25 protein-coding genes are annotated in these 25,925 nt (G+C 64.5%); 6 read left to right on the forward strand and 19 right to left on the reverse strand.

What is annotated here, in order from left to right:
- Positions 1 to 155 precede the first annotated feature (155 nt).
- Complete coding sequence (locus tag D3242_RS18590) at positions 156 to 389, forward strand: DUF2093 domain-containing protein (protein WP_010915490.1); 234 nt, start codon at positions 156 to 158, stop codon at positions 387 to 389.
- On the opposite strand, the gene lpxK is transcribed toward D3242_RS18590, so the two are convergent.
- The 6 genes from lpxK to D3242_RS18620 all read right to left on the reverse strand — a co-directional run bounded on the left by lpxK (position 386) and on the right by D3242_RS18620 (position 5,984).
- Complete coding sequence (gene lpxK / locus D3242_RS18595; protein ID WP_064984816.1) at positions 386 to 1,411, reverse strand: tetraacyldisaccharide 4'-kinase; 1,026 nt, start codon at positions 1,409 to 1,411, stop codon at positions 386 to 388. The two genes, D3242_RS18590 and lpxK, sit on opposite strands and share 4 nt — an antisense overlap.
- Position 1,412: 1 nt before the next feature.
- Positions 1,413 to 2,729: a lipid IV(A) 3-deoxy-D-manno-octulosonic acid transferase gene (waaA, locus tag D3242_RS18600; protein ID WP_019857494.1), complete on the reverse strand. Its 1,317-nt coding sequence runs from the start codon at positions 2,727 to 2,729 to the stop codon at positions 1,413 to 1,415.
- Positions 2,726 to 3,517 (reverse strand): lysophospholipid acyltransferase family protein, encoded by a 792-nt coding sequence (locus tag D3242_RS18605; RefSeq protein WP_019857493.1) that lies wholly within the window; start codon positions 3,515 to 3,517, stop codon positions 2,726 to 2,728. Before D3242_RS18605 ends, waaA begins: the two co-directional genes overlap by 4 nt.
- A 5-nt stretch (positions 3,518 to 3,522) precedes the next feature.
- On the reverse strand, positions 3,523 to 3,768 hold the full coding sequence (locus D3242_RS18610) for a DUF4170 domain-containing protein (RefSeq protein ID WP_019857491.1): 246 nt from the start codon (positions 3,766 to 3,768) through the stop codon (positions 3,523 to 3,525).
- Positions 3,769 to 3,844: 76 nt separating this feature from the next.
- Positions 3,845 to 4,654: a 3'(2'),5'-bisphosphate nucleotidase CysQ gene (locus D3242_RS18615; RefSeq protein WP_064984818.1), complete on the reverse strand. Its 810-nt coding sequence runs from the start codon at positions 4,652 to 4,654 to the stop codon at positions 3,845 to 3,847.
- Positions 4,641 to 5,984: a TldD/PmbA family protein gene (locus tag D3242_RS18620; RefSeq protein ID WP_064985071.1), complete on the reverse strand. Its 1,344-nt coding sequence runs from the start codon at positions 5,982 to 5,984 to the stop codon at positions 4,641 to 4,643. The genes D3242_RS18615 and D3242_RS18620 overlap by 14 nt, the downstream gene beginning before the upstream one ends.
- Before the next feature lie 168 nt (positions 5,985 to 6,152).
- On the opposite strand from D3242_RS18620, the gene D3242_RS18625 reads away from it, so the two are divergent.
- Complete coding sequence (locus tag D3242_RS18625) at positions 6,153 to 6,569, forward strand: VOC family protein (RefSeq protein ID WP_064984820.1); 417 nt, start codon at positions 6,153 to 6,155, stop codon at positions 6,567 to 6,569.
- A 25-nt stretch (positions 6,570 to 6,594) separates the two neighbouring features.
- Here the strand turns inward: D3242_RS18625 and epmA are convergent, their stop codons facing one another.
- A complete protein-coding gene (epmA, locus tag D3242_RS18630) occupies positions 6,595 to 7,641 on the reverse strand; it encodes an EF-P lysine aminoacylase EpmA (protein ID WP_064984821.1) in 1,047 nt (348 codons plus the stop codon).
- 129 nt (positions 7,642 to 7,770) lie between these two features.
- On the opposite strand from epmA, the gene efp reads away from it, so the two are divergent.
- Positions 7,771 to 8,340 (forward strand): elongation factor P, encoded by a 570-nt coding sequence (efp, locus tag D3242_RS18635; protein ID WP_010915481.1) that lies wholly within the window; start codon positions 7,771 to 7,773, stop codon positions 8,338 to 8,340.
- A gap of 26 nt (positions 8,341 to 8,366) precedes the next feature.
- Here the strand turns inward: efp and D3242_RS18640 are convergent, their stop codons facing one another.
- On the reverse strand, positions 8,367 to 9,266 hold the full coding sequence (locus tag D3242_RS18640; protein ID WP_064984823.1) for an HNH endonuclease: 900 nt from the start codon (positions 9,264 to 9,266) through the stop codon (positions 8,367 to 8,369).
- A 168-nt stretch (positions 9,267 to 9,434) separates the two neighbouring features.
- Here D3242_RS18640 and D3242_RS18645 point away from each other — a divergent pair, with 168 nt between their 5' ends.
- The gene (locus D3242_RS18645) at positions 9,435 to 9,971 is read left to right on the forward strand and encodes a dihydrofolate reductase family protein (RefSeq protein ID WP_064985073.1); all 537 of its coding nucleotides are present in this window, start codon (positions 9,435 to 9,437) and stop codon (positions 9,969 to 9,971) included.
- 13 nt (positions 9,972 to 9,984) lie between these two features.
- On the opposite strand, the gene D3242_RS18650 is transcribed toward D3242_RS18645, so the two are convergent.
- The 5 genes from D3242_RS18650 to D3242_RS18670 all read right to left on the reverse strand — a co-directional run bounded on the left by D3242_RS18650 (position 9,985) and on the right by D3242_RS18670 (position 16,536).
- A complete protein-coding gene (locus tag D3242_RS18650) occupies positions 9,985 to 10,857 on the reverse strand; it encodes a patatin-like phospholipase family protein (RefSeq protein ID WP_038646126.1) in 873 nt (290 codons plus the stop codon).
- Positions 10,854 to 12,176: a M16 family metallopeptidase gene (locus D3242_RS18655; RefSeq protein ID WP_064984824.1), complete on the reverse strand. Its 1,323-nt coding sequence runs from the start codon at positions 12,174 to 12,176 to the stop codon at positions 10,854 to 10,856. Before D3242_RS18655 ends, D3242_RS18650 begins: the two co-directional genes overlap by 4 nt.
- Before the next feature lie 200 nt (positions 12,177 to 12,376).
- On the reverse strand, positions 12,377 to 13,765 hold the full coding sequence (locus D3242_RS18660) for a M16 family metallopeptidase (protein WP_019857484.1): 1,389 nt from the start codon (positions 13,763 to 13,765) through the stop codon (positions 12,377 to 12,379).
- A gap of 114 nt (positions 13,766 to 13,879) precedes the next feature.
- The gene (gene rsmD, locus D3242_RS18665) at positions 13,880 to 14,434 is read right to left on the reverse strand and encodes a 16S rRNA (guanine(966)-N(2))-methyltransferase RsmD (RefSeq protein WP_064984827.1); all 555 of its coding nucleotides are present in this window, start codon (positions 14,432 to 14,434) and stop codon (positions 13,880 to 13,882) included.
- Complete coding sequence (locus D3242_RS18670) at positions 14,431 to 16,536, reverse strand: pseudouridine synthase (RefSeq protein ID WP_064985075.1); 2,106 nt, start codon at positions 16,534 to 16,536, stop codon at positions 14,431 to 14,433. The genes rsmD and D3242_RS18670 overlap by 4 nt, the downstream gene beginning before the upstream one ends.
- A gap of 241 nt (positions 16,537 to 16,777) precedes the next feature.
- Between D3242_RS18670 and D3242_RS18675 the strand changes: the two genes are divergently transcribed.
- The gene (locus D3242_RS18675; protein WP_019857481.1) at positions 16,778 to 17,227 is read left to right on the forward strand and encodes a nucleoside deaminase; all 450 of its coding nucleotides are present in this window, start codon (positions 16,778 to 16,780) and stop codon (positions 17,225 to 17,227) included.
- A gap of 127 nt (positions 17,228 to 17,354) precedes the next feature.
- On the opposite strand, the gene D3242_RS18680 is transcribed toward D3242_RS18675, so the two are convergent.
- The 5 genes from D3242_RS18680 to D3242_RS18700 all read right to left on the reverse strand — a co-directional run bounded on the left by D3242_RS18680 (position 17,355) and on the right by D3242_RS18700 (position 24,247).
- The gene (locus tag D3242_RS18680) at positions 17,355 to 18,032 is read right to left on the reverse strand and encodes a metal ABC transporter substrate-binding protein (RefSeq protein WP_027046714.1); all 678 of its coding nucleotides are present in this window, start codon (positions 18,030 to 18,032) and stop codon (positions 17,355 to 17,357) included.
- A 223-nt stretch (positions 18,033 to 18,255) separates the two neighbouring features.
- Positions 18,256 to 21,237, reverse strand: coding sequence for an isoleucine--tRNA ligase (gene ileS / locus D3242_RS18685; protein ID WP_081296136.1), 2,982 nt, complete (start codon positions 21,235 to 21,237; stop codon positions 18,256 to 18,258).
- A 283-nt stretch (positions 21,238 to 21,520) separates the two neighbouring features.
- A complete protein-coding gene (locus D3242_RS18690) occupies positions 21,521 to 22,324 on the reverse strand; it encodes a MipA/OmpV family protein (RefSeq protein WP_064984830.1) in 804 nt (267 codons plus the stop codon).
- A gap of 130 nt (positions 22,325 to 22,454) precedes the next feature.
- Entirely contained in the window at positions 22,455 to 22,667 is a 213-nt protein-coding gene (locus D3242_RS18695) for a hypothetical protein (protein WP_064984832.1), read from the reverse strand.
- A gap of 23 nt (positions 22,668 to 22,690) precedes the next feature.
- On the reverse strand, positions 22,691 to 24,247 hold the full coding sequence (locus tag D3242_RS18700; protein ID WP_196774190.1) for an acid phosphatase: 1,557 nt from the start codon (positions 24,245 to 24,247) through the stop codon (positions 22,691 to 22,693).
- A gap of 136 nt (positions 24,248 to 24,383) precedes the next feature.
- Here D3242_RS18700 and D3242_RS18705 point away from each other — a divergent pair, with 136 nt between their 5' ends.
- Entirely contained in the window at positions 24,384 to 24,938 is a 555-nt protein-coding gene (locus D3242_RS18705) for an HdeD family acid-resistance protein (RefSeq protein WP_019857473.1), read from the forward strand.
- 1 nt (position 24,939) lies between these two features.
- Here D3242_RS18705 and D3242_RS18710 read toward each other — a convergent pair whose 3' ends face one another.
- Positions 24,940 to 25,920, reverse strand: coding sequence for a bifunctional riboflavin kinase/FAD synthetase (locus D3242_RS18710; RefSeq protein WP_064984836.1), 981 nt, complete (start codon positions 25,918 to 25,920; stop codon positions 24,940 to 24,942).
- Between the last annotated feature and the right edge of the window lie 5 nt (positions 25,921 to 25,925).

Consider the following 25,925-nt stretch of genomic DNA (forward strand, 5'->3'; position numbering starts at 1 on the left):
GAAGCCAGGCGGGCGGAAGAAATATCCATCATGCCCCCGATAAAAGCGCTTTTCGCACCTGTCCTAGCGCCTCAGCATTGTCCGAGGCTTGTCGCAAGCTTGACCTTGGCGGCGATTTGTGGCGATGAAATCTGTATGAACCTCGGCACCACCGCATGATGAACCGTTTCGAAGGCCCGGGCGGCAAGGAAGCCCGCATCCGCTACCTGGATGGCGATTTCCAGGTCACCAGCCCCGGCTCGTTCGTGCGTTGCGCGGTGACCGGGGAAAACATTCCCTTGGATGAGCTGAAATACTGGAGCGTCGCCAGGCAGGAGCCCTACGTCAACGCCACCGCTTCGCTGCGCCGCGAGATCGAGGTGCATCCTGAGCTGCGCAAGCGCAGCTAACCCCTCAGCTTGCGCTGCCGCCAGGCATCGAGCGTTTCCTCGATGATGCGTTCGGGCACATGGTCGAGCTCGAAAACCGTGTCGATTTCCAGCACATCGAGCCTGTCGAGAAAGTCCTGTGAGGCGCCGTGGCGCAACCGGGCGGCGTCCTTGGCCGTGGTAATGAGCCCCAGCCCTTCGGCGCGCGCCGTGATTGCCAATTCGGCGAGTTCGTCCTCGGCGTAGAAATGATGGTCCGGAAAGGGTTTTGAGAGAACCACCTCACCGCCGGCCTCGCGCACCGTGTCGAAGAATTTGTCGGGATGGCCGATGCCGGCGAAGGCGAGGAACCGTTTGCCGGCAAGCCCGGCCTTGCTGCTGGGCTCGGTATGCGCCTCGAAGATCGGCCGGCCGGCGCGCGCCGCCTGGCGCACCACGGCGTCTGCGGCGGTGCCCTCGCCCATCTTCAACAGCCCGCTGGTGAAGACCAGCTGGTCAACGATCTTTGCCCTCAGCGGACCGCCCGGAATGACGCGGCCATTGCCGATGCCGTAGCGGGCGTCGACCACGATCAGCGCGTAGTCGATATGGATGCGCGCGCTCTGAAAGCCGTCATCCATGATCAGGAAATCGCAGCCGTGCTTCGCCATGAGCAGCCTGGCGCCGGCGGCGCGGTTCGGCGTCACCGCGACCGGCGCGTGTTCGGCCAGAAGCAGCGGCTCGTCGCCGACATGCTTGGCGGCATCGTGATGGGCATCGACGACATGCGGCTCAGCGAAGGAGCCGCCATGGCCGCGCGACAGGAAACCAGGCTTCAGCCGCATGCGCTTGGCCTGTTGGGCGAGCGCGATGGCGACCGGCGTCTTGCCGGTGCCGCCGACGGTGAAATTGCCGACGCACAGGACCGGCGCCTCGATCTTCTCGCGCCTGGCCCGCCGCATGCCGCGCCCGGCGACAAGCGCATAGACGGCCGACAGCGGCGACAGCGCCAGGACTTTCCAGTCCGGCTCTTCCCACCAGAATGGTGGTGCTTCGGAGGCCACGCTAGCGCCCGTTGGCGCCCTTCAGGCGCGACTTGACGACCAGCGGCTGGATGTAGGGTTCGAGCGATTTCAGCGTGCGTGCCAGCGCGCCGCGCATCTCGTCGACGGTCGCCACCCCTGCCGCCATCATCTCGTGGCGCGCCACTTCGTTGGTCAAAAGGAAGTTGACGGCGCCGGCCAGCATGTCGCGATCACGCACCAGCTTGGCGCCGCCGCTGTCGATCAGCCGCTGATAGGCCTCGCGGAAATTCTGCACATTGCGGCCCGCCAGAACCGCTGTGTCGAGCATGGCCGGTTCGAGCGGATTCTGCCCGCCCTCGGAGGTCAGCGAGCGGCCGACGAAGGCGATTTCGGTCAACCGCAGATAGAGCCCCATCTCGCCGATCGTGTCGCCGAGCAGGATATCGGTGTCGGGCCCGATACGGTCGCCCTTGCTGCGCCGCGCGACCTTCAGCCCCATGCCGGAAATCTGCGCGGCAAGGCTTTCCGCGCGATCGGGATGGCGCGGAACGACGATCGTCAGCAGGCCGTGGTGACGCTTGTGCAGCGTCGCATGGACTTCCGCCGCGACCACTTCCTCGCCGTCATGGGTCGAGATTGCCGCCCAGGTCGGGCGGCCGCCGATCTGCCGCTGCAAGGAGGCCAATACCCGTTCGTCGACCGGCGGCGGGTTGGTGTCGACCTTGAGGTTGCCGGAAACGGTGACCGGCCGGGCGCCAAGCGCGCGAAAACGCTCGCCGTCGACATCGGACTGGGCAACGACATGGGCGAGATTCTCGAACAGCGCCTCGGCGATGTTGGCGCGTTTCTTCCACGAAGTGAAAGAGCGGTCGGACAGCCTGCCATTGACCAGCACCTGCGGCACGTGGCGCGCGCCAAGCTCGAGGATGGTCATCGGCCAGATCTCGGATTCAGCGATAATCGCCAGGTCCGGCTGCCAGTGATCAAGAAACCGGCTGACCGCCGGCTTAAGATCCAGCGGCACATATTGGTGGATGATGCGGTCGCCGAGCCGTTCGTCGGCGACCTGGGCCGATGTCACCGTGCCGGTTGTCAGAACGATGTTGACGCCGTAGTCGAGAATGCTTTCGACCAGCGGCACCACGGCTATGGTCTCGCCGACGCTCGCGGCATGGATCCAGATCACGGGCCCTTCGGGACGCGGGCGGCCGGCAACGCCGTAGCGCTCGCGGCGACGGTGGCGGTCTTCCTTGCCACGCGAGGTGCGCCAGGCGACATAGGGCCCGACCAGCGGATAGGCTGCGGCACCGGCGAAACGGTATGCCGTCAGCATGGCGCGCGCCCAGCGACCGCTCATCGCCGGCCATCCACGAGACGGTAGGCCTCGGCCGTCGCGGCATTGAGAGCGGTGGTGATTTCCTGGCGCTTGCGCTCCATTTCGGCGTCATCGGCGTCGGCCGCGACAAAGATCGGCGCGCCGATGGTCACGGCGGAACGGCCGAAAGGCAGGTTGATGGTCGTCTTGTCCCAGCTCTTTTCCAGCACCTTGCGACGGCTGGTGGCGATGGCGACAGGCAGCAGCGGCCGGCCAGAGAGGCGCGCCAGGAGAACGATACCGAGCCCTGCGTCGCGCGGCGTGCCATGCGGAATGTCTGCGATCATGGCGACGTTCTTGCCGGCGGTGAGCGACTTTTTGAGGGCAATCAAGGCCTTGGCCCCACCCTTGTCGAGATGCCGGGCATTGTCGCGCCCACCGGAACCGCGCACCGCCTCGATGCCGAATTTCTCCAGCATCAGCGCATTGAGCTCGGCATCGGCGCTGCGCGACACCATGGCGACCAGCGGCTTGCGCTTGGGGTAGTAGGCCGGCGTCAAAAGATGCTGGCCGTGCCACAGGGCGATGATGCCTGGCTCGAATTCGGCATAGGCGCCGCCCGAAAAGCGCGCCGAGCCGGCGACCAGGGGACTGGTCAGGCGAACCAGGCGGACGAACTGTGCGAGCAGGCTGGCAATGGCGTTCTTGACGAATCGCGACTGCGCGAGCGGCTCGCGCACCTTGCGCCAGAACGTCTTGGTCGCGCGGCTGCCGCCCCTGCCAGTCGGCGCGGCGTCGCTGGCTGGCCCTTTCGCCAGGTCATGCTCCATCGAAGTCAACCGGCAGCCTTGTTGTCGGGGTCCAGCAGACGGTGCAGATGAACGACGAAATAACGCATATGGGCATTGTCCACGCTGGCTTGCGCCTTGGCCTTCCACGCCGTGTGCGCGGATTGATAATCGGGATAGATACCGACAATGTCGAGCCCGTCGAGATCGCGGAACTCGGTGGTCCCAAGCTTCTTCAGTTCGCCGCCGAACACCAGATGCAAAAGCTGTTTCTTCCCGTCTTCCGCGGTCATGTCGGTCCTTCACATATTGTGAGTTTGTGACAGGTCTAGACCAAAGCCGCCGACTTTGGAACCTGCGAATGTGCTTTCACGCGTCCAGCCCGGCGATCACATCGACGAGCACCGCCAGCAACTCACCGCTGCCGGCCGCGAGCGCGCCGTGGCGGGTCACCTCGCCGGCATAGAGCGGCGCGCGGCCATGCGGGTCGAGCAACTGGCCGCCGGCCTCGCGCAGGATCAGATCGGCGGCGGCGATGTCCCAGTCATGCGCATTCGGCTTGACGACGGTGGCGTCGAGCGTGCCGTTGGCGATCATCGCCAGGCGATAGGCAAGCGACGGGCTGTAGGGCGCCCGTACCAGCCGCTTCTGCCAGCCGGCCGGCATCAGGTCGATCAGCTGCTTCAACCCTGAAATCTCGGCCTTGTCGCCAAGCGTACGCACGCCGATGCGCTTGCCGTTGCGGAATGCGCCCTGGCCGGGCAGCGCCCAGTAGGTCTCGTCCATTGCCGGGCATTCGAGCACGCCGGCAAGCGTGCGGCCCTCTTCGACCACGGCAACGCTGACGCACCAAGTGCGCTGTCCCTCGAGGAAGCCGCGCGTGCCGTCGATCGGATCGACGACGAAGGTGCGGCGTGCTGAAAGCCGCGCCGGATCGTCGACTGTCTCTTCCGACAGCCAGCCATAATCCGGCCGCGCCGCCAGCAGCGTGCCGCGCAGATAGGCGTCCGCTGCATGATCGGCTTCGCTGACCGGCGAGGTGCCGCCCTTCATCCAGACCTGTGGGCTGTTGCCGAAGTACTGCATGGCGATCAGGCCCGCCTCGCGGGCGGCATCGCGCAACAGCGGCAGATCCCCAATGGTGCCGGAGGGGGCAGCAGTCAGTTCAGGCTCCGGCAAGGGTCATGCCTTCGATCAGGAGCGTCGGCGCGGCGGTGCCGAAATTGCGGTCGAGGTCATTGGCCGGCACCATGTTGAGGAACATCGTCTTCAGGTTCGAGGCAATGGTGACTTCGGCGACCGGATAGGCCAGTTCACCGTTCTCGATCCAGAAACCGGAAGCGCCACGGCTGTATTCGCCGGTCACCATGTCGACGCCCTGGCCGAACACTTCGGTGACGTAGAAGCCGCTCTTGAGCGACTTGATCAAATCCTCCGGCGAGTGTTCGCCCGGCTCGATGGCGAGATTGGTGGAGGACGGCGAGACGGAAGAGCCGCTGCGTGAGCCGCGGCCGTTGGTGATCAATCCCAGTTCCCGCGCCGCCGAGGTCGACAGGAACCAGTGGTTGAGCACGCCCTTTTCGACCATGAGAAGCTTCTCGCCCTCGACGCCCTCGCCATCGAACGGGCGCGAGGCCTGGCCACGCGGCCTGAGCGGCTCGTCGGTGACGGTGATGGCCGATGCGGCCACCTGCTTGCCCATCATGTCGCGCAGGAACGAGGTCTTGCGCGCAACGGACGCGCCGTTGATGGCGCCGGCAAGATGGCCGGCGATGCCACGCGCCACGCGCGGGTCGAACACCACGTCGACCGGCCCGGTCGTCGCCTTGCGCGCGCCGATGCGGCGCACGGCGCGTTCCCCGGCCTTGCGGCCGATATCTTCCGGCGCGTCGAGATCGGCAAAATGCTGGCGCGAGGAAAATTCATAGTCGCGCTCCATGCCGGTGCCCTCGCCGGCGATGACGCTGGCCGAGCGCGAGAAGCGCGAGCCGACATAGTGGCCGATGAAGCCGTGCGAGGTGGCCAGCACGATACCGCCCAGCCCGGCACTGGCGCCGCTGCCGGCCGAATTGGTCACGCCCTTGACGGCAAGTGCCGCCGCTTCGGCCGCAAGGGCTGCTTCCTTCAACTGGTCGGCCGACACTTCGGTGGCGTCGAACAGGTCGAGATCGCGCATTTGCCTCGCCAGCAGCGCCGGATCGGCCAGACCCTGATAGGGATCCTCGGGCGAGACCTTCGCCATGGCAACGGCGCGCTCGGCCAGTGCGCGCGGGTCGGATGCGGCAGTGGCCGAGACGCTCGCCACTTTCTGGCCGACGAAGACGCGCAGCGAGACATCCTCGGCCTCCGACGATTCGGTGGCCTCGACCTTGCCGAGCCGTACCGACACGCCGGTGGAGCGGCCGCGCACGGCAATCGCATCGGCGGCATCGGCGCCGGCCTTCTTGGCGGCCTCGACCAGCGACGCGACGCGGTCGGTCAGTTTTTTAGCGTCTGATGTATCGGCCATGCCTGTGATCCTGCTTGTCGCGGCCAGCTTGCGGCCGCGCCCACCCATCTATTGTTCCGGTCCGGCTTGTGCAATGGCACAGGCTTCAATCAAAATGCATCGCCACATGGTCCCCGTCGCGAACCCTGTGACGCAAAATCAGCCCGCAACCCGCACGGAGCATCCTTCATGACGCCTTTCCATCTCGCCTTCCCGGTCCGTGATCTCGATGAAACCCGCGCTTTCTATGGCGAAGTGCTGGGCTGCGCGATCGGCCGCTCGTCGGCGACCTGGGTGGACTTCGATCTTTACGGCCATCAGATGTCGGCGCATCTGCGGCCGCAGGCCGCGCAAGCCGCCAGCGACGGCAAGGTCGACGGCATTCTGGTGCCGATCCCGCATTTCGGCGCCGTGCTGCTGATGGATGACTGGCGGCGCCTGGCGACCGGGCTGGAAGCGCGCGACGACATAGACTGGCTGGAACGGCCAATGGTCCGCTTCAAGGGCGAGCCCGGCGAACAGGCGACGCTGTTCATCCGCGACCCCTCAGGCAACGCACTGGAATTCAAGGGTTTTCGCTCTCTGGAGCAGGTTTTCGCGCACTGAGGTTGGGCACTACGCTGCCTGTGGCTCAAGAGCCGGCGACCGGCGTCCAGATCACGTCCTCTACTTTCTGGGCGCCGGTGGCCAGCATCGCCAGGCGGTCGAAGCCGAGGGCGATGCCGCTGGCCTGCGGCATGATGGCAAGGGCGGCGAGAAAATCCTCGTCCAGCGGATAACGCTCGCCATAGATGCGCTCTTTCTCGTCCATTTCGAGGATGAAGCGACGTCGCTGCTCCTCGGCATCGGTCAGTTCGCCGAAGCCGTTGGCGAGTTCGACGCCGCAGCAATAGAGCTCGAAGCGCTCGGCGACGCGCGGGTCGCGCGGGCTCGGCCGGGCAAGCGCCGCCTCGGCGACCGGGTATTCGCACAGGATGGTGGCGCGGCCGAGGCCGAGATTAGGCTCGATCTTTTCCACCATCACGCGGCTGAACAGGTCGGCCCAGCTGTCGTCGGGCGCCGTGCGCAGGCCGGCCTTGGTCAAGGCGGCGTACAGCGCGTCCCGGTCGGTGCCGACATCGGCGGCGACAGTGGCCAGGAGATCGATGCCGGCGTGGCGAGAAAAGGCGTCCGCCACCGTCAGCCGTTCCGGCTCGGCGAACGGATCGCAGTCGCGGCCCCGGAAGGAAAAGCGCGCCGCCCCTGCCCGCGTCGCGGCCAGCGCCAGCAGATCGGCGCAATCGCGCATCAGGCTCTCATAGGTCTCGCCCACCCGGTACCATTCGAGCATGGTGAATTCGGGATGATGCAAGGGGCCGCGCTCGCGGTTGCGGTAGACCGGACCGAGGCTGAAAATGCGCTGTTCACCTGCGGCGAGCAGCTTCTTGCAGGCGAATTCCGGCGAGGTGTGGAGATAAAGCGGCGCACGCGCGCCGTCCGGCCCGACCGCTTCCGTGGCGAAAGCCGCCAGATGCGCCTCATTGCCGGGCGAGACCTGCAGCGCCGCCGTTTCCACCTCGATGAAATCGTTGCGGGCAAACCAGTCGCGCAGAGCGGCCGTGAGGCCGTTGCGCAGCATCAGGCGCGGGCGCCGGTCGGCGTGAACGTCAGGCGTCCACCAGGGCGAAGCGGCGGTCATGGGCGATTTGAAGGCGTGCAGGCGCGCGCCATGTCAGTTTGCAGTGAGGGCTGGCGGTTCGCGCCAAGATGCGCTACCAGCGCCGCACAAGCCGGCAAACGCCCACTAACTCTCGCAGGATTTAAAACCGTGGTGAAAGTCATCGCCAGTTCGCTCCGCAAAGGCAATGTCGTCGACAAGGACGGCAAGCTTTATGTGATCCTCTTTGCCGAAAACATCCACCCAGGCAAGGGCACGCCCGTGACGCAGCTCGACATGCGCCGCATCGGCGACGGGGTGAAGGTTTCGGAGCGCTACCGCACCACCGAGCAGGTGGAGCGCGCCTATGTCGAGGAGCGCGAGCACACCTTCCTCTACGCCGACGGCGAAGGCTTCCACTTCATGAACCCGGAAACCTACGACCAGGTGGCGGTGAGCGAAGCCGTGGTCGGCGACGCAGCACCCTATCTGCAGGAAGGCATGCCTGTGCAGGTCTCGCAGTTCAACGGCATCGCGATTTCCCTGGTCCTGCCGCAGCGCGCCACCTTCGAAGTGGTCGAAACCGAGCCGACGACCAAGGGCCAGACGGCATCGTCCTCCTACAAGCCCGCCGTGCTTTCGAATGGCGTGCGCACCGCAGTGCCGCCGCATATCGCGCCAGGTACCCGCGTGGTGGTGATGACGGCGGATGGGTCCTATGTGGAGCGAGCGAAGGACTGAGGGTTACTCGGCGCGTCAGCGAAGCACTACTGCTTGAAGCAATGCTCGCGGTGCCATTGCAAGAAATGAGGATGCGGGCGTTCGAGCGGCCGGCGAGGCGGAAGCGCACGGCGGGTCTTGTTGACGAACCCTTGCACGCTCTCGAGGTCATTGACCTGCCGCGAGATCAGGATTTCCAGATCGTCGGAGAGGCTGATCAATCCGCGATCGAACATCCAATGCGCAGTACCTGATAATGCGAGCCCATTGTTGACGACATCGGGCCCGTTCGCTTCGACGGGTCGAATATGTGCCGCGGCAACTTCTGCCCGACCACCGCCATTTATCAACTTCAGTCCCGTGATCGCGCAGCGCTCATCATAAGCGCGCAAGACGATGCGACGGAAAATGCGGTCTCGCACGATTCGCGATCCAATGTAGCTTATGCGGTCGCGGCTGTGCTCGAACTGGAATGGCGCTTCTTCATCCTGAAACCCGGATGAAATGCCGATTTCATCGACGCGTGGCAGCAACGGCTCGCGGGTGTCAACGCCGAGATCGAGGATGCGGTTGAAGTCGCTCGGACTGATCGGCCGGACGGCCGATTGAGCGCGACCAGAAATCCGTCCTTGTTCGTTAAGCAAACCTCGCTCAACTAGCCCGTCCATCCCGTTGAATGGGACGGGATCGGCAAAATCGAGGTATGATCCCGGCTCAATCAGCGCGAGATACATGCCGGACGCCACAGGATCAGGGATAACCTGTTGGACTTTGGCGAGGGCGAAATAGCCACGGGTATCGTCTACTTTGCTAGGTTCATAGTAGATGATCCAATCGCCGACGCATGCTTCCACACGGCGTAGATACTGGCTGGGGAACTGATATCGCTCAGCAGGGCTGTCATCGTAGATCGAATCTGAGCGATGGATGAAGACCCCGAATCCCATGATCTTCCTGTAGCTTTGGGGATATCCGCTGAGATGTATCACCAAAATTCGACTTTGGACTCTCGTTTAGACCAGAGAAACACCTTCACCGACAAACCACCCCGATTTTTTCAGAGCCTGTAGCAAACGCCCCATGTGGTTCGTCCTTTGGGCGAAGAGGAGAACGCCATGAGAAAACTCATCGTCACCGAATTCATCAGCGTCGACGGCATTGCCGAGGTCGAGAAATTGCCTGGCGTTACCTGGAATGACGAGATGAACAGGTTCAAGGAGGATGAACTTGCCGACAGCGGCGCCATGCTTCTGGGGCGCACGACCTATGAGATCTTTGCCGGTTCATGGCCCAAGGAAACCGGGGATTTTGCCGACCGGTTCAACGCGCTGCCGAAATACGTCGCCTCCACGAGTTTGAAGGCGCTCGACTGGAAACCGGCCGAATTGCTCACAGGCTCGTTACCGGAAGCGGTGAGGACGCTGAAGCAAGGCAGCGGCGGCAACATCTATGTGCATGGCAGCCTCAGCGTCGCGCAGGAATTGCTGCGCCACGGGCTGGTCGACCGCGTCAGGCTGCTCAGCTATCCCGGCGCCGTCGGCCAGGGCAAGCCGCTGTTCCCGCCGGGCGAACAAGTGCCGCTCGAGCTGATCTTGGCCGCGCCGTTCAGCAACGGCGTTGTTGCGTTGGAGTATGCGCCGGCGAAGTCTTAGCCGGCCTCACCACTCACCCGGCCTTCTTCCCTCGCCTCCCCTTGATGGCGGCGGCGCCATTGCGCGCCTCCACCACCCGCTCCACCTCGCGCTTCAGCTGATCCTTGATGTCAGCCGTCTCGTTCATCAGCGCATCGATCTTCAGGAAATCCAGCACGCGGTATTTCGACACCGCCGGGCGGACCAGAATGTCGGGGCGGCACTGTTTCAGCTTGTTGGCGATAATCGACTGCATCATCAGCTGCGTGGCGCCGAACATCAGGTCGACGGAGGTGGGGTGCTTGCGGTCGGCCTCTTCCGGCGCACCGACCACGTCGACGCCGATGATGATGTCGGCGTCGTTCTCGATGAGATCGAAGGGCACGGGGTTGTAGATGCCGCCGTCGATCAGCAGCCTGCCGTCGCGCGTCACCGGGCGGAACACGGCGGGAATGGCGGCAGAGGCTGCAAGCGCGGAATGCAGGTCGCCTTCGTCGAACACGGCGAGCTTGTGGCCGAAATAGTCGGTCGCGGTCACCTTCAGCGGGATTTTCAGTTCGGCGAAAGTTTCGGGAATGGCCTCGGGCAGGAATGCCTTGAGGATACGCTCGACATTGAACTGGCTGACCCGGATGCCATTCTGCATGGCCTCCGCGATGGTGCCTGGCCGCGCGCGCCACATGCGGCTCGCCACTTCGGCGCGGCGGCCGAGTATCGAGCGGGCATAGTCGTGGATCTCTTTGCCGGTCATGCCCGCGGCCATGCCGGCGCCCATGATGGCGCCGATCGACGAGCCGGCGATCGCCACCGGCTTGATGCCGAGCTCGTCCAGCGCCTCGATGACATGGATATGCGCCAGGCCGCGCGCGCCGCCGCCGCCGAAGGCTATGCCGAATGTCGGGCTCATCCCTTGCCGGCTCCGGCCAGCGGCGGCCCGACCACCATGATGGTCGGGTCGGCCGTCAGCAGCTTTTTCGCCGCCGCCTTGACCTGGTCGAGGGTCACCGCGTTGATGTAGCCGGCGCGACGCTGCATGTAGTCGATGCCGAGATCGTCGAGCTGCAATTCGACCAGCGTCGCGGCGATGGAACTCGAAGAGTCCAGATTGGTGATGGCATAGGCGCCGATGAGATATTTCTTGGTCGCCGCCAGTTCAGCTTCGGTCGGGCCTTCCTCAGCCAACTGCCTGGCGACGTCGCGCACGATGCCGAGCGTCTCGGACGCGCGGTCCGAACGCGTGCCGGTGGTGACGATCAGCGCGTTGGCATGGTCCTGGTTGACCAGCGAGGAATTGACGCTGTAGGCCAGCCCGCGCTTTTCGCGCACCTCCTCGAACAGGCGCGAGGTGAAGGTGCCGCCGCCCAGGATCTCGTTCATCAGCACGGCGGGGAAGAAATCGGCCGACTTGCGCTTCACGCCCGGCCAGGCGAGCTGCAGCGAGGTCTGCGGCAGGTCGTAATTGACCTCGACGCGCTGCGCCAGCTTCGGCTCGACATCGGAGACCGGGGCGAGCGCCTGGTCCTTCGGCAGATCGCCGAACACCATGTCCAGCTTCTTCTTCAGCGTCTCGGCATCGATGGCGCCGACCACGGCGACATGCAGGCCGCCGCGCGCGAACACCGCCTTGTGCAGGGCCTTCAGATCGTCCTTGGTGATGGCGGCGATGCTCTGCTTGGTGCCTTGGTCGGAGCGCGAATAGGGATGGTCGCCATAGACGGCGCGCGCCCATTTGTTCTGCGCCACCGTGTCGGGATCATTCTCGTTGGCGATGATGCCGGACAGGATCTGGGCGCGGATGCGGTCGATCGGCGCTTGGTCGAAGCGCGGCTCGTTGACCGCCAGCCGCAACAGGTCGAAGGCCTCGTCGCGCTGCTCGGCCAGCATGCGCATGGAGCCATAGACGCCGTCGCGGGTCTCCTCGAAGCTCATCTCGGCGCCGGCATCGTCGAGCCTGACCTGGAAGGCTTCCGAATCGAGGGATCCGGCGCCCTCGTCGAACAGGCCGGTCATCAGATTGGCCAAGCCCTCCTTGCCCACCGGATCCTGCGTCGAGCCGCCGCCGAAGACGAAACGGACGGCGACGATCGGTACGGAATAGTCCTCAACCAGCCATGCGGTGATGCCTTTTGGGGAGGTGACCTGCTGGATATCCATCGCGCGCGCGGCAAGCGCGGGCAGGATCAGGAAGAAGATGGAAAGGAAGAGGGTTGCGAGGGCGGTGGCCACGCGCGGTCTTCCCTTCTCCCCTTGTGGGAGAAGGTGGCCTCGCGAAGCGAGGTCAGATGAGGGGTGTTCCAGCTTGGCAAGGACGGCGATCCGGCACGCACCCCTCATCCGTCTCGGCGCTGCGCGCCGATCCACCTTCTCCCACAAGGGGAGAAGGGAAGGCGCCGTCACCGCCTCGCGCATATGTGTCGAGTTCATCATCAATTCCCCGCCTGTTGCTGCGGCAAGAGATAGCCTGATGTCGAGCGGGCCAGCACCAGATAGCGCGCGGCGACGGCCTTGACCTCGTCCGCAGTGACCTTGCGGATGCGGTCCGGCCATTGCTGAACATCCTGCACGTTGCCGCCGGTGGCCAGCGTCGAGCCATAGATTTCGGCCATGGAGTCCTGCTTGTCGCGGGCAAAGACCATCGACCTGATATAGCGGTCCTTGGCCTTTTCCAGCTCATCCGGCGTGACGCCGCCGCTGGCGATGCGCGCCACCTCCGCATCGACCGCGGCCTCGACGTCGGCCAGCTTGGCGTCGCCGCGCGGCGCGCCATAGACGGTGAAATTGGTGTCGTCGAGCATGGTGCCCTGGAAATACGCGCCCGCATTGGAAGCGATGCCTTGCTTGACCACCAGCGCCTGGTAGAGCCGGCTGCGGTTGCCGCCGCCGAGGATCTCGGCCAAGAGGTCGAGCGCCTCGGCCTCGCCCGGCTTGGCGGTGTGGTAGGACGGCACCACCCATTGCGTCGAGAAACTCGGCACGCTGACGCGGGCGTCGGTGAGCGTGACCGTGCGCTTGGTGTTTTGCTCCGGCTCGACCGGGCGGATGCGCGGCGGAAGGTCCGGCCCGCGCGCCACCTTGCCATAGGTCTTTTCGGCCAACGCCTTGACCGTCTCCGGCTCGACATCGCCGGCCACGATCAGGACGGCGTTGTTGGGCCGGTAGTATTTGTCATAGAAAGCGACGGCGTCGGTGCGGTTGAGCTGCTCCATCTCCTGCATCCAGCCGATGACCGGAATGCGATAGGGCTGGTTCTGCCACAGCGTGGCATCGACTTCCTCGTCGAGCACCGCCTGCGGATTGTTGTCGATGCGCGAGCGGCGCTCTTCCAGGATGACGTCGCGCTCGGTCTTGATGACGTCGTCGGTGAGGATGAGGTTGCGCATGCGGTCGGCCTCGAAACCCATCATCTGCTCAAGCGCCGAGGGCGCCACCGTCTCGTGGAAAGCGGTGTAGTCGTAGGAGGTGAAGGCGTTGTTGGAGCCGCCAATGTCGGAGACGGCGCGGTCGAACTCGCCGGAGGCGTGATTTTTCGTCGCCTTGAACATCAGATGCTCGAAGAAATGGGCGATGCCGGATTTGCCGGGCGGCTCGTCGGCGCTGCCGATCTTGTACCAGACCATATGGGTGACGATCGGCGCGCGATGGTCGGGAATGACGACCACCTCCATGCCGTTATCGAGCAGGAAATCCGTCACCTTGAATTCGGCCGGCGTCTTGTCGGGCGACGCGCTGCTGTCGGCCAGCACGGGGCCGGTGAGCGTGAAGGCCAGCGAGGTTGCCAGCAGTGTCGTCCGCAGCCATTCAGCCCTGGATGTCATCAATGGCTCCGGTTTTTTCTTCAAGACGATAGGCAAGGTGCTGGCGACAAGCAAAGTGATTTGTTGTTGCCGGCAAAGGCGGCGGCAAAGAGGCCACCGCTCGATGCAGGCGTGTCACGCAGCCTCGATGAAGCGGATGATGGTCTCGCCATAGTTGCGCTCGTCCAGTACCGAAAAGCCGGGACCCGGTTCGAAGGGAGCCGCCGCCGTCTCCTCGACCACGCAGAGCGCGCCGGGGCGCAGCCAGCCGCCGGCTCTGGCAGACTGCAGCGCGCGCTCGCCCAGCCCCTTGCCGTATGGCGGGTCGGCGAAGACCAGGCCGAACGGCGCCAGCGTGCCCGCCTCGCCAAGGCCGGTGGCGTCGCGGCGAAAGATCTTGGTGCGTCCGGTCAGGCCGAAGGCCTCGACATTGTCGCGGATCAGGCCGCGGCCTTCGGCCGATTCCTCGATGAAGACGCCATAGGATGCGCCGCGCGACAGCGCTTCCAGACCAAGCGCCCCGGTGCCGGCGAACAGGTCCAGTACGCGCGCGCCGTCCAGCTGTTCGGCAAAGCGATGCGCCAGCACGTTGAAGACGGCCTCGCGGGTGCGGTCGGTCGTCGGACGGATGGCGCTGCCGCGGGGCGTCGCCAGCGGACGCCCACGAAACTCACCGCCGACGATCCTCATCTTGTGCGGGGACCCTTGGGACCGCCACGCGGCCGTTCACCGCCAGCCGGACGCTCGCCACGCGGCTTGCCGAACGGCTTTGCGCCGCCTGGTTTGCCAGCGGGCTTGCCATAGGACGGCTTGAACGAGGCCTTGCGCGCCTTGGCCTCCGCCGCCTTGGCGGCGTCGGCTTCCGCCCTGCCCTTGCCGATCGGCCGGGCCCCTGGCGCCATCCAGACATTGGCCTTGCGCTGGCCGGGCGGCTCTATCGGCCGCTGCTCGCGCTCGGATTTCTTGCCGCCAAAACCGCCACGAGGCTTGTCGCCGAAGCCACCGCGCGGTTTGTCGCCGAAACTGCCACGTGGCTTGTCGCCAAAGCCGCCGCGTTCGGGCCGGGACCCGCGTTCGCCAAAGCTCTTTTCCGGCCTCTCGCCTCTGTCGGGACTGGTCGACAGCTTGCCGAGCGCCTCGTCGCGGCTGCCTTCGCGGCGCTTGCGGTTCTTGATCAACCCGCCCTCGCCGATCGGCCGGCGCTCGCCGTCGCGCGTGAATTTCGGCCGCTCGGGTTCCGGCTCGCGAACTTCAGTGCGCCGCACCGGCTTGTTGGAGAACGGTTTTGCTATCTCTGCGTCGAAATTGGCGCCGGACTCCTCCACCAGGCGCTCGCCAAGCTGGTCGCGCAGCACGCGGCCCTTGATCTCCAGCACATGGCCCTCGGGAAGATCCTCGAGCTGGAACGGCCCATAGGAAATGCGGATCAGCCGAGTCACGTCGAGACCGAGCGCGCCGAGGATGTTCTTCACTTCGCGGTTCTTGCCTTCGCGCAGGCCGATCGTCAGCCAGGCATTGGAGCCCTGCTCGCGGTCGAGGCTGGCTTCGATGGCACCGTAGAAGACGCCATCGACGGCAATGCCTTCGCGCAGACCGGCAAGCGCGCTTTCCTCGACCTTGCCGTGGACGCGCACGCGGTAGCGGCGCAGCCAGCCTGTGGCCGGCAGTTCGAGCACGCGCGACAGGCCGCCATCATTGGTCAGCAGCAGCAGGCCTTCGGTGTTGATGTCGAGGCGGCCAATGGTCATCAGCCGCGGCAATTCGGCCGGCAGCACGTCGAAAACGGTCTTGCGGCCTTCGGGGTCACGGTTGGTGGTGACGACGCCGGCCGGCTTGTGGAACAGGAACAGGCGCGTGCGTTCGATCGGCGGGATCTCCATGCCGTCGAGATGGATGATATCGCCAGGCATCACATTGAAGGCCGGCGAAGTCAGAGCGCGGCCGTTGACCTTGACGCGGCCGGCGGCGATCAATTCCTCGGCGTCGCGGCGCGAAGCAAGTCCAGCGCGTGCCAGCCGCTTGGCGATGCGCTCGCCGGCCTCTTCCGTAGCCTCCGCGGGACGCGGGCGCGGCTTGAAGCCGGCCGATGCCCCTTGGGGCCGATCGCTGAAATCACGCTTGGGGCGGTCACCGCCAAAGTCGCGCTTGGGGCGGTCGGCAAAGTCACGCTTCGGGCGATCGCCGAAATCACGCTTGGGACGGTCGAAACGCTTTTCGCCGCCCTCCGCCGATGCGGCAACCGGACGATCGCCGCGCGGCGCATATGGCTTGCGCGGCCCTTCGCGCTTCTCGTAGGGCTTGCGCTCGCCTTCAGCCGCCATGGGACGGTCGCCGCGCGGCGCATAGGGTTTGCGCGGGCCTTCGCGCTTCTCATACGGCTTGCGCTCGCCCTCAGCCGCCATGGGCCGGTCGCCGCGCGGCGCATAGGGTTTGCGCGATCCTTCGCGCTTTTCATAGGGCTTGCGTTCGCCTTCGGCCGCCGTCGGACGGTCGCCGCGCGGCGCATAGGGTTTGCGCGGTCCTTCGCGCTTCTCGTAGGGCTTGCGCTCGCCCTCAGCCGCCGTCGGTCGATCGCCACGCGGTGCGTAAGGCTTACGTGGGCCTTTGCTGAATGGCTTGTCGCCGCCCTTGAAGTCGCGCTTCGGCCGTTCGCCCTCGGCGGCCATCGGCCGATCGCCGCGCGGCGCATAGGGTTTCTTGGCGCCGAAGGATGGCTTCCTGTCGCCTCGCGGAGCCGCAGGTTTCTTGCCCGGGCCTTTTTGGCGCGGAGATTTCTTGTCGTTGTCGTCCATGTGGCCTTTGTCCGTTTGCGCTGCTACAGCGTGGCGCATCCTTTCGGGCGCGCAACGAACGCTGTAGCACTTTGATTTGGCGCATGATCTTTTCCGAAAATCGAGTCCGATTTTCGGGTTGATGCGCTCCATAACAGGATCGCGGGAGTTTGTCAGGGAAAAGTGGGAACCGGTTTTCCCGGGAAGACAAACGAAAACCAAAAGCCAGGAGTGGCGAGGAGATAATCGGAATGGAAACCGCGTGAAGCGGCCGGATTTCATGGCGCTGGCGCTTGAGGAGGCCGAAGCGGCAGCCTTGCGCGGCGAAGTGCCGGTCGGCGCCGTCGTCGCCAACGGCAGCACCGTCGTTGCAAAAGCCGGCAACCGCACCCGCGAGCTTGCCGACCCGACTGCGCATGCCGAGATGCTGGTCATCCGCGAAGCCTGCGGCAAACTCTCAAGCGAGCGGCTCACCGGCCACGATCTCTATGTGACGCTGGAACCTTGTGCCATGTGCGCCGGCGCAATCGCCTTCGCCAGGCTACGCCGTCTCTACTTCGGCGCCGCCGACGAAAAGGGCGGTGCGGTGGTCAATGGCGTGCGCTTCTTCGCCTCGCCGACCTGCCACCACACGCCCGACATCTATCCGGGTATGGGCGAGACCGAGGCTGCCCTGCTGCTAAAGGATTTTTTCAAGGAACGTCGCGACTGAACCGCGCCGTTCCGCCCGAAAGGGCAGCGTGGCCGTTCTCAGGCTCTTTGTCTTGACGCAACTCCGTAGTGAAAGCGCTACGCGCTTTTCCCGGGAAAACCGCTTCACACTTTTCCTGGAATTGCTCTTACAGGGACGGCAACCAGTCGAACCAGCCGGACTTCTTGCCTTCCGCCTCTTTCTTCAGGCGGCGTTCCTTCTTGTATTCGTCCTCGCCGAGTTCGTTCTGCGGCGCGGTGCCGGCCGCGACACGATAGGCCAATGGCGGCTCGCTCAGATATCTGCGGGTATTGGGGTCGCCCTGCTTGCTCGCGGCAAGACGACGCTGGATCTCGGCGGCGCGGCCCTTGTCGGAATCAGCGGGTGTCCAGGCCGGCGGGTGGCTGGAGCCTGAATCCGCCATCGCCTTCTTGACCGAGGCCGGATCGGTCTGCACATCGTCGACGATCTCAGCCTGATAGTTCGGATCATTCTGGTGGGCGGTGGCGTCGGCGCGCAGGCGCGCGCGGCGCTGCTCGGGCGATTCGGGCCATTCGGCGCTTGCCGTCTCGATGCTTTCCTGAGGCGCAGGCAGCGCTTCCTTCTGTCCGGGAGCGGGCTTCACCAAGGTGGGGCGTGGCTTGTAGTCGATCGGATCCTTGCGCTTCGGCGCGAAGGAAACGGCGCCGGTGAGATCGCCGGCCAGCTGTTCGGCAGCGGTCTTGTCGGTGCCATAGGTCGGAGAACCCATGCAGCCGGATAGAGCGAGGCCCGATGCGACAAGCGGCGCCAGCAGCGCAAGGCGCGCCTTATATCTCTCGGTCATGCCAAAAAGTCCCACTCTAGACAGCCTCTCGATCGCCACCAGTCTTGTGACCGGTCCCCATCGTCCAAGCACTTGCGACGGAAATCCGGCGACAATTTGTCTTCCGGAGTTTCGCGTGTTTACCTCAACCGCTCGTTAAGGGCAACGCACGGGCGGATTTGCACCGCCCGGCGTGGCATTTGTGCACTATTGATCGCGCGGCAAAGTTTCGGGCGACATGCACCTAGAGCCGGCCGAGCGCCTTCATCTCATGCAGCACGGCGGCATCACGCGCGGAGACATCGGGAAAGGCAGGATCCTGCCCGACATCGGCCGTGTAGCGCCAGGAACGCGCGCATTTGACCAGGCCGCGGTCCTCGGCTTTCTCGACCACCACGGCGACGCCCTTGACATCGTCGAGGGTGAAGGCGCCTTCCGGCGCCTGGCCATGGGCAATGACGAGATCGCTGGTGATCGCCATCTCGGCCATGTCGATGTCCGATATCGCCGCTTCGAGCGCTGCGTCGTTGATGGTGACGACCGGCACCGCTTCCAGTGAGGAGCCGATCACCTTCTGGGCACGCGCGATCTCGAGCGCGCCGGTGACGACGCGGCGCACCTGCCGCACCTTGCGCCACTTTTCCGCCAGCGCCTCATTCTTCCAATCCGCCGGAATTTCCGGGAACTGGTCGAGATGCACCGAAACGGCATCGGGATGACGGTCGAGCCAGGCCTCTTCCATGGTGAAGGGCAGCATCGGCGCCAGCCATTTCACCAGGCAGTCGAAAAGATTGCGCACCACCTGCACCGAGGCCTTGCGCTTCACGCTTGACGGTCCGTCGCAGTAGAGCGCGTCCTTGCGGATGTCGAAATAGAAGGCCGACAGCTCGACCACCATGAAATCGATGAGCGCGCGGGTGATGCGCTTGAACTCGAAGGCGTCGTAGCCCTGGCGCACCACCTCGTCGAGTTCGGCCAGCCGATGCAGCATCAGCCGCTCAAGCTCCGGCATCGCTTCCAGCGGCACGGTCTCGCCATCGTCATGGGCGAGCGTGCCCAGCATCCAGCGAATGGTGTTGCGCAGCTTGCGGTAGGCGTCGATATTGGTCTGCAGCACGTTCTTGCCGAGCCGCTGGTCTTCCCAATAATCCGTCGTCACCACCCATAGGCGCAATATGTCGGCGCCCGACTGCTTGATGACGTCCTGCGGCACCACCGTGTTGCCGAGCGATTTCGACATCTTGCGTCCGTCCTCGTCCATGGTGAAGCCATGGGTGACGACGGTGTCATAAGGCGCCCTGCCCCTGGTGCCGCAGCTTTCGAGCAGCGAAGAGTGGAACCAGCCGCGATGCTGGTCGGACCCTTCGAGATAGACGTCGGCCGGCCATTTCAGGTCAGGGCGATCCTCCAGCGTGAAAACATGCGTCGAGCCCGAATCGAACCAGACGTCGAGGATGTCCATCACCTGCTTCCATTTGGACGCATCGTGATTACCGAGGAAGCGTTCCTTGGCGCCGGCGGCGAACCAGGCGTCGGCGCCCTCTTCCTCGAAGGCGTCCATGATGCGCTGGTTGACCGCCGCGTCCTTCAGAACGTTGCCGTCCTCATCGGCGAAGACGGCGATCGGCACGCCCCAGGCGCGCTGGCGCGACAGCACCCAGTCGGGGCGCTCCTCGATCATGGCGCGGATGCGGTTCTGGCCCGCAGCCGGCACGAAGCGCGTGTCGTCGATGGCCTTCAAGGCGCGGCTGCGCAGTGTCGTGCCGTCGCCGAGGTCCTTGTCCATGTAGACGAACCATTGCGGCGTGTTGCGGAAAATCACCGGCTTCTTCGACCGCCAGGAATGCGGGTAGCTGTGCTTCAGGCGGCCGCGCGCGAAGAGCGCGTTGCGCTTGATCAGCTCGTCGATCACGGCCTGGTTGGCGTTGCCCTTCTTGCCATTGTCGTCGATGACACGCGCGGCCCCGCCCTCGCGATCCGGGCCGAAGCCTGGCGCGTCCCTGGTGAAGAAGCCGGCATCGTCGACAGTAAAGGGGATCACGGTGTCGATGCCACGAGTGCGCAGTTGGGGTGCGGCGTCCATCCAGGCGTCAAAATCCTCGCGCCCATGGCCAGGCGCGGTGTGGACGAAGCCGGTGCCGGCATCGTCGGTCACATGATCGCCCGCAACCATCGGCACCGGGAACTCGTAACCGCCGCCGAGACCCTTGAACGGGTGTGAAAGCACAAGATTTCCAAGCTGTTCGGCGCTGACATCGTGAAGGCGCTTCAAGGTGACCTTGGCCTTGGCCTGGCTTTCCTCGGCCAGCGCGTCGGCGAAGATCAGCTTCTCACCCGGCTGCGGGCCAAAGGCATTCTCGGCCGCCGTCACCTCATAGAGCCCGTAGGCGACGCGCGGCGAATAGCTGACGGCGCGGTTGCCCGGGATGGTCCAGGGCGTCGTGGTCCAGATGACGACATGGGCGTCCAGCAGATCCAGCGACCGTCCGCTCAGGTCTGGATTGAGCTCCGCCGGCTGCCCGTCCACGACATTGGCGACGACAAGATTGGCCACCGGAAACTTCGCCCAGATCGTGTCTGACTCATAGTCCTGATACTCGACCTCGGCTTCGGCCAATGCGGTGCGCTCGACGACGCTCCACATCACCGGCTTCGAGCCGCGATAGAGCTGGCCCGACAGGGCGAATTTCAACAGTTCGCCGGCGATGCGCGCCTCGGCATGGAAAGCCATCGTCGTATAGGGATTCTTGAAGTCGCCGATGACGCCAAGCCGCTGGAACTCGCCACCCTGCACCGTGATCCAGTGCGCGGCGAACTCGCGGCATTCCTTGCGGAATTCGTTGACCGGCACCTCGTCCTTGTTCTTGCCCTTGGCGCGGTACTGCTCCTCTATCTTCCACTCGATCGGCAGGCCGTGGCAGTCCCAGCCAGGCACGTAGTTCGAATCATAGCCGCGCATCTGGAAAGAGCGGGTGATGACGTCCTTTAGGATCTTGTTCAGCGCATGGCCGATGTGGATATTGCCGTTGGCGTAGGGCGGGCCGTCATGCAGCACATATTTCGTGCGGCCGGCGGCACTCTCACGCAGCTTGGCGTAGAGGTCCATGTCCTGCCAGCGCTTGACCAGCACCGGCTCCTTCTCAGGCAGGCCGGCGCGCATCGGGAAATCCGTCTGCGGCAAATAAAGCGTCTTGGAATAGTCGATCGTTTCAACAGTGTCGGTCATTGATCTGCCATCTGCGTAGCCCGTCGGCACAAAGCCGGGCGTTGAAGTCTTTGATTGACGCACATCGTTCCCAAAACCGGACCCACTTTTGGGCGATATGCGTCGATGTTCTGAAAAAGCGCGAGGGCGCGCGCGAAACTCCCGGCGGTTCCGGCGGCGCTCAGGCCACCTGGAACACCGGGCCAGTAATTCGTATCGCGATCGCGAAAAGGCGCGAAAAGCTCATCATGGCGTGGCTTTTAGCGGAGATGGACGCAGGAATAAAGCGTCTCGTTCGATTCGCCTACATCTTGAAGTCGAAGCGATAGGTGGTCGACACACCGACCATGAACTGGTTGCGGTCGCCGCGCTCCCTGACCAGGCTGGAATCGGCTGCCGGCCCCTCCAGGCGCGAATATTCGCCGAACAGGCTGGCTGTCATCGGATCGGTTACCTTCCAGGTCACCGCGCCGCCCAGGCCGACGGATTTCAGGCCGCCACCGGGATTATACTGGCTCAGGCCCGAGGCCACGGCTTCCTGCGCGTTGACGCCATAATAGGCGTCGAAATAGTTCGCCGAAGCAAAGGACACGCGCGGGCCGCCCGAAATCCTGACCGTTGGCGTCACATCGTAGAAGGCGTCGGCGGCGATATCGGCGACAAAGCCGTTATGGGCACGGATGCCATGACGCAATTCGGCGCGCGCACGCATCCAGTCCGTCGGATAGAATTCGAAGAAGCCGCCGACTTCGCCGCCCCAGCGCACCGGATCGAGTCCCTCGAGTTCGTCGTCGCTGCTGCGCGAAAACAGGAACTTGCCGGTCAGGCCGGCGCGGACCCCGCCATCATCGACCAGCGCCAGCGAAATATTGTCGTTGCGCGAGGTGAAGCGAGCCTGGGGACCGGCCTTGCCCAGGGAGATAATGGGCTGGGCGCTGAGCATGTATTTCTTGCCGCCCTCGAAATTCGGCGCGACCATGCCCGTGGCGCCAAGCGTCAGATACCAGTCGCCGGACACCCAGCCGAAGGGGCCGTCGCCGGCCTCGGCGGCGGAAGCGCCCAGCAAAGAGGCGGTCAGAAGCAGCGGAATCGCCCGGACAATACGCATCGATACCCCATACGCGAAACACGCCGGAACAAACACCCGGCATCGCTCAAGCCATGGCGCCAGTTCGGTAAAATTTGACTTAACATCCGTAACAGTTGCGTCGGCCAACCGTGTGTCCGGCCGCACCGGATCAGACGCGGCGCGGCGCGGGCGGCAGGTCCAGCAGCCCTCTCACGGCCTTGCTGCCCTTGCCGGCAATGCGGGCCGATCCGTCGTCACCCACCTCCACCGTTGCACCGTTGGCAAAGCTTAGCGACCAGCCGTCGCCCTCGGCGTTACGGCGGCGGTCGGTAAGCTCGATGCCGGCAGCGGTGACAAGGGCGACGATTCCGTCAGCGTTCATCGTTTTCCTACGGACACGGGCCTTCACTTGAGGTCGAGCCCGGCGGTAAGATCGCCGAGCGGCGGTTCGCCATGCGCGGCGACGGCCCTGTCGCGAACCACGATGCCGTGCAGCACCGGCAGTTCGAAGCGCTCGGTGATGAAGCGCAGGATCGAAGTCGTGTCATAGGGCGACTGATCGACATAGCCGTGCTTGGCAAAGGGCGAAACGATGATGGCGGGGACGCGTGTGCCCGGCCCCCAGCGGTCGCCCTTGGGCGGAGGGACGTGATCCCAGATGCCGCCATTCTCGTCATAGGTGACGACGACCAGCATATGCGGCCATTGCGGGCTTTTCTCCAGATGGGCGACGACGTCGGCGATATGGCGATCTCCGGCCTCGATGTCGGCATAGCCGGAATGCTCGTTGAGATTGCCCTGCGGCTTGTAGAAGGAGACCTGTGGCAGGGCGCCGTCGTCGATCGCCTGGATGAAGCTAACGCCGCCCAGCCCACCGTCGCGCAAATGTTCGCGCCTAGCTTCGGTACCCGGCGCGTAATTGGCATAATAGTTGAACGGTTGGTGGTGGTACTGGAAATTCGGAACCGGCGACTTGTTGCCATGGTCGAGCGTGTACTGCCAGGCGCCCGAATACCATGCCCAGGTGATGTGCTTTAGGCTAAGCATGTCGCCGATGGTCGGCTCCGTCTGGGGCGGCAGCGTGGTGGGCTTGGCCGGATCCGCAAGGAGCGGATCGCCGCCAGGCGCCGGATCGGTGCCGCTCGGTTGGTAAGGCGGCTGCATCGTGTTCACCGCGTGGAAGTCCGGCGTCAGATTGCCATCGGAGACAAATTTCGGAATGCCGTCGCGCGCCGATTTCGGTGAATTGTCGGCGATCTTCAGCGCAGTGCCGTTATCATCCGTCACCGAAATCGACGGTTTGGCCGGGCTCTTGTCGGCATCGGCGTAGTAAGGCGCGCAAGCGCAGATCAGCCATTGGTGGTTGAAAAACGAGCCGCCGAACCCACCCATGAAGAAATGATCGGCCAGCACGTATTTCTGCGCGACCGCCCACATGTCGGTCTTGGAGGCGTCCCAGTTGCTCATCGGCATGGCGCCTGAATCGGCCCAGGCAACGAACATGTCGTTCTTGCCGCCGTTGATCTGCATCTGGTTCTGGTAGTAGCGATGCCAGAGATCGTGCGTTGTGACGCTGAGCGGCACGTTGAAACCCTTCGCGTCGTTCACGGTGAACGGCGCGTTTGGAAGGTGCTCGGTCATCGCCTGCGTCACCGGCGGCGTGACGCCCTTGGCGGTCAGCCCGTCCCACACCGGCGGCAGTTCGGACAGCACCGAGCCGTCACGGTCGCGCTGCTGCAGGCTTTCCTGGCTGGCTTTGTCGATGCCTTCGGCACCGGGAAAATGGCCATAGAGATTGTCGAAGGCGCGGTTCTCGGCGAAGATGACGACCACCGTTTCTATCTTGGTGATGCCATCCGGCGGATCGCCGGGCTGCGCTGCGAACGCGGAAGCCGCACTGGCAGCGAACAGGACGAGAGTTGAGGAAAACAGGGCGAGCCCATGGGATCGCTTCATTGTCATACCTCCCTGATGCAAAGCGGGATGACACCAGCTTCGCCGCGCCTTTGCAATAGCCACCGCGCTGGACGGGTAGTGCCATTGGGATTACCTTCCTTCAACCGCAGGATGCGCGGCCAGATGTGGAGGGAGATGGATCATGACCTTGCACGGCGATACACTGAAGAACGCGATCGGCCAGACGCGGGAAAAGTGGGGGTGGTTTGTTGGTCTGGGCGTGGTGCTGCTGATCCTCGGCGGCATTGCTTTCGGCAATCTGTTCATCGCCACAGTTGCTTCCGTCTATGTCGTCGGCTGGCTGATGCTGGTGGCCGGCATCATTGAGATCATGCATGCTTTCGGGGTCAAGACCTGGGGCCGCTTCTTCTACTGGCTGCTCAGCGGGCTGCTTTATGCGGTCGCCGGATTTTTCGCTTTCGACAATCCGCTGCTGGCCTCGGCGGTGCTGACCTTCCTGCTGGCCGTTGCGCTCGTCGCTTCCGGCGCGCTGCGGGCCTGGGTCGGCTACAGCCACCGTCCGGAACAGGGCTGGGGCTGGATCGTCGCGGCAGGCCTCATCAGCGTGCTTGCCGGCCTGATCATCGCCATGGGGTGGCCGGTCAACAGCCTGTGGGTGCTCGGACTGTTCCTGGCGATCGACCTGATCTTCCAGGGCTGGACCTTCATCGCAGTCGGCCTGGCCTTGAAAAAGTAAGTCAGAAGGCAATCGCCGCGTCGAGCTGCGAAAGCGGCTTGACGCCGGCAAGCAGCGCCCTGGCCTCGGCTTCATCGCGCCTCATCTGCACCACCAATGCATCGAGGCCGTCGAATTTGATCTCGCTGCGCAGGAAGCCGAAGAACGAGACCTCGCAGGTCTCGCCGTAGAGATCGCCGGAAAAATCGAAGACAAAGGTTTCCAGAAGCGGTGCGCCATTGTCGTCAACGGTCGGGCGGCGGCCGAAGCTGGCGACGCCGTCATGCAGCGTACCGTCGGCGCGGCGGAAGCGGACGGCATAAATCCCTTCCTTCAGAGTCGCTTCCGGTGAAAGCCTCATGTTGGCGGTGGGAAAGCCCAGCGTGCGGCCGAGCTGCTGCCCGCCGATCACTTCGGCCTCGACCGTGAACCGATAACCCAGCAGACCGGCGGCCTCGACTACCTCGCCATCGCAGAGAAGGGCCCGGATCCGGCTCGACGAAACTACCTCGGCGCCCTCGTCGCGAAAAGCGTCGACGAGCGTGACGCCAAAGCCATGGCGCTCGCCGGCTGCCATCAGATAGGCCGGTCCGCCCTGGCGGTCCTTGCCGAAATGGAAATCGAAGCCGGTCACGGCGTGGGTGATGCCGAGCGTCCTCTCCAGTACGTCGGTGACGAAGGCTTCCGCCGACAGCGCCGCGAAGTCGCGCGTGAACGGCTGCTCGACGAGCGCGGCAAAACCCAGCAAGGACAAGAGCCGCGCCTTCATCGGCGGCGGCGTCAGCACGAACAGCGGCATGTCGGGTCTGAAGACCTTTCGCGGGTGCGGTTCGAAGCTCAGCACCAGGGCCGGCACTTCGCGCCGCACAGCCTCGGCCAGCGCCCGTTCGAGCACCGCCTGATGACCACGGTGGACGCCATCGAAATTGCCGATCGCGACAACGCCGTCACGCAGATCGGCAGGCAGCGGCGCGGTCGCGGTGAGATGCTGGAAGCCTACCATTGCCA

Origin of the sequence: Mesorhizobium jarvisii (assembly GCF_003601985.1) — a bacterium.
Classification (GTDB): Bacteria; Pseudomonadota; Alphaproteobacteria; order Rhizobiales; family Rhizobiaceae; genus Mesorhizobium; species Mesorhizobium jarvisii.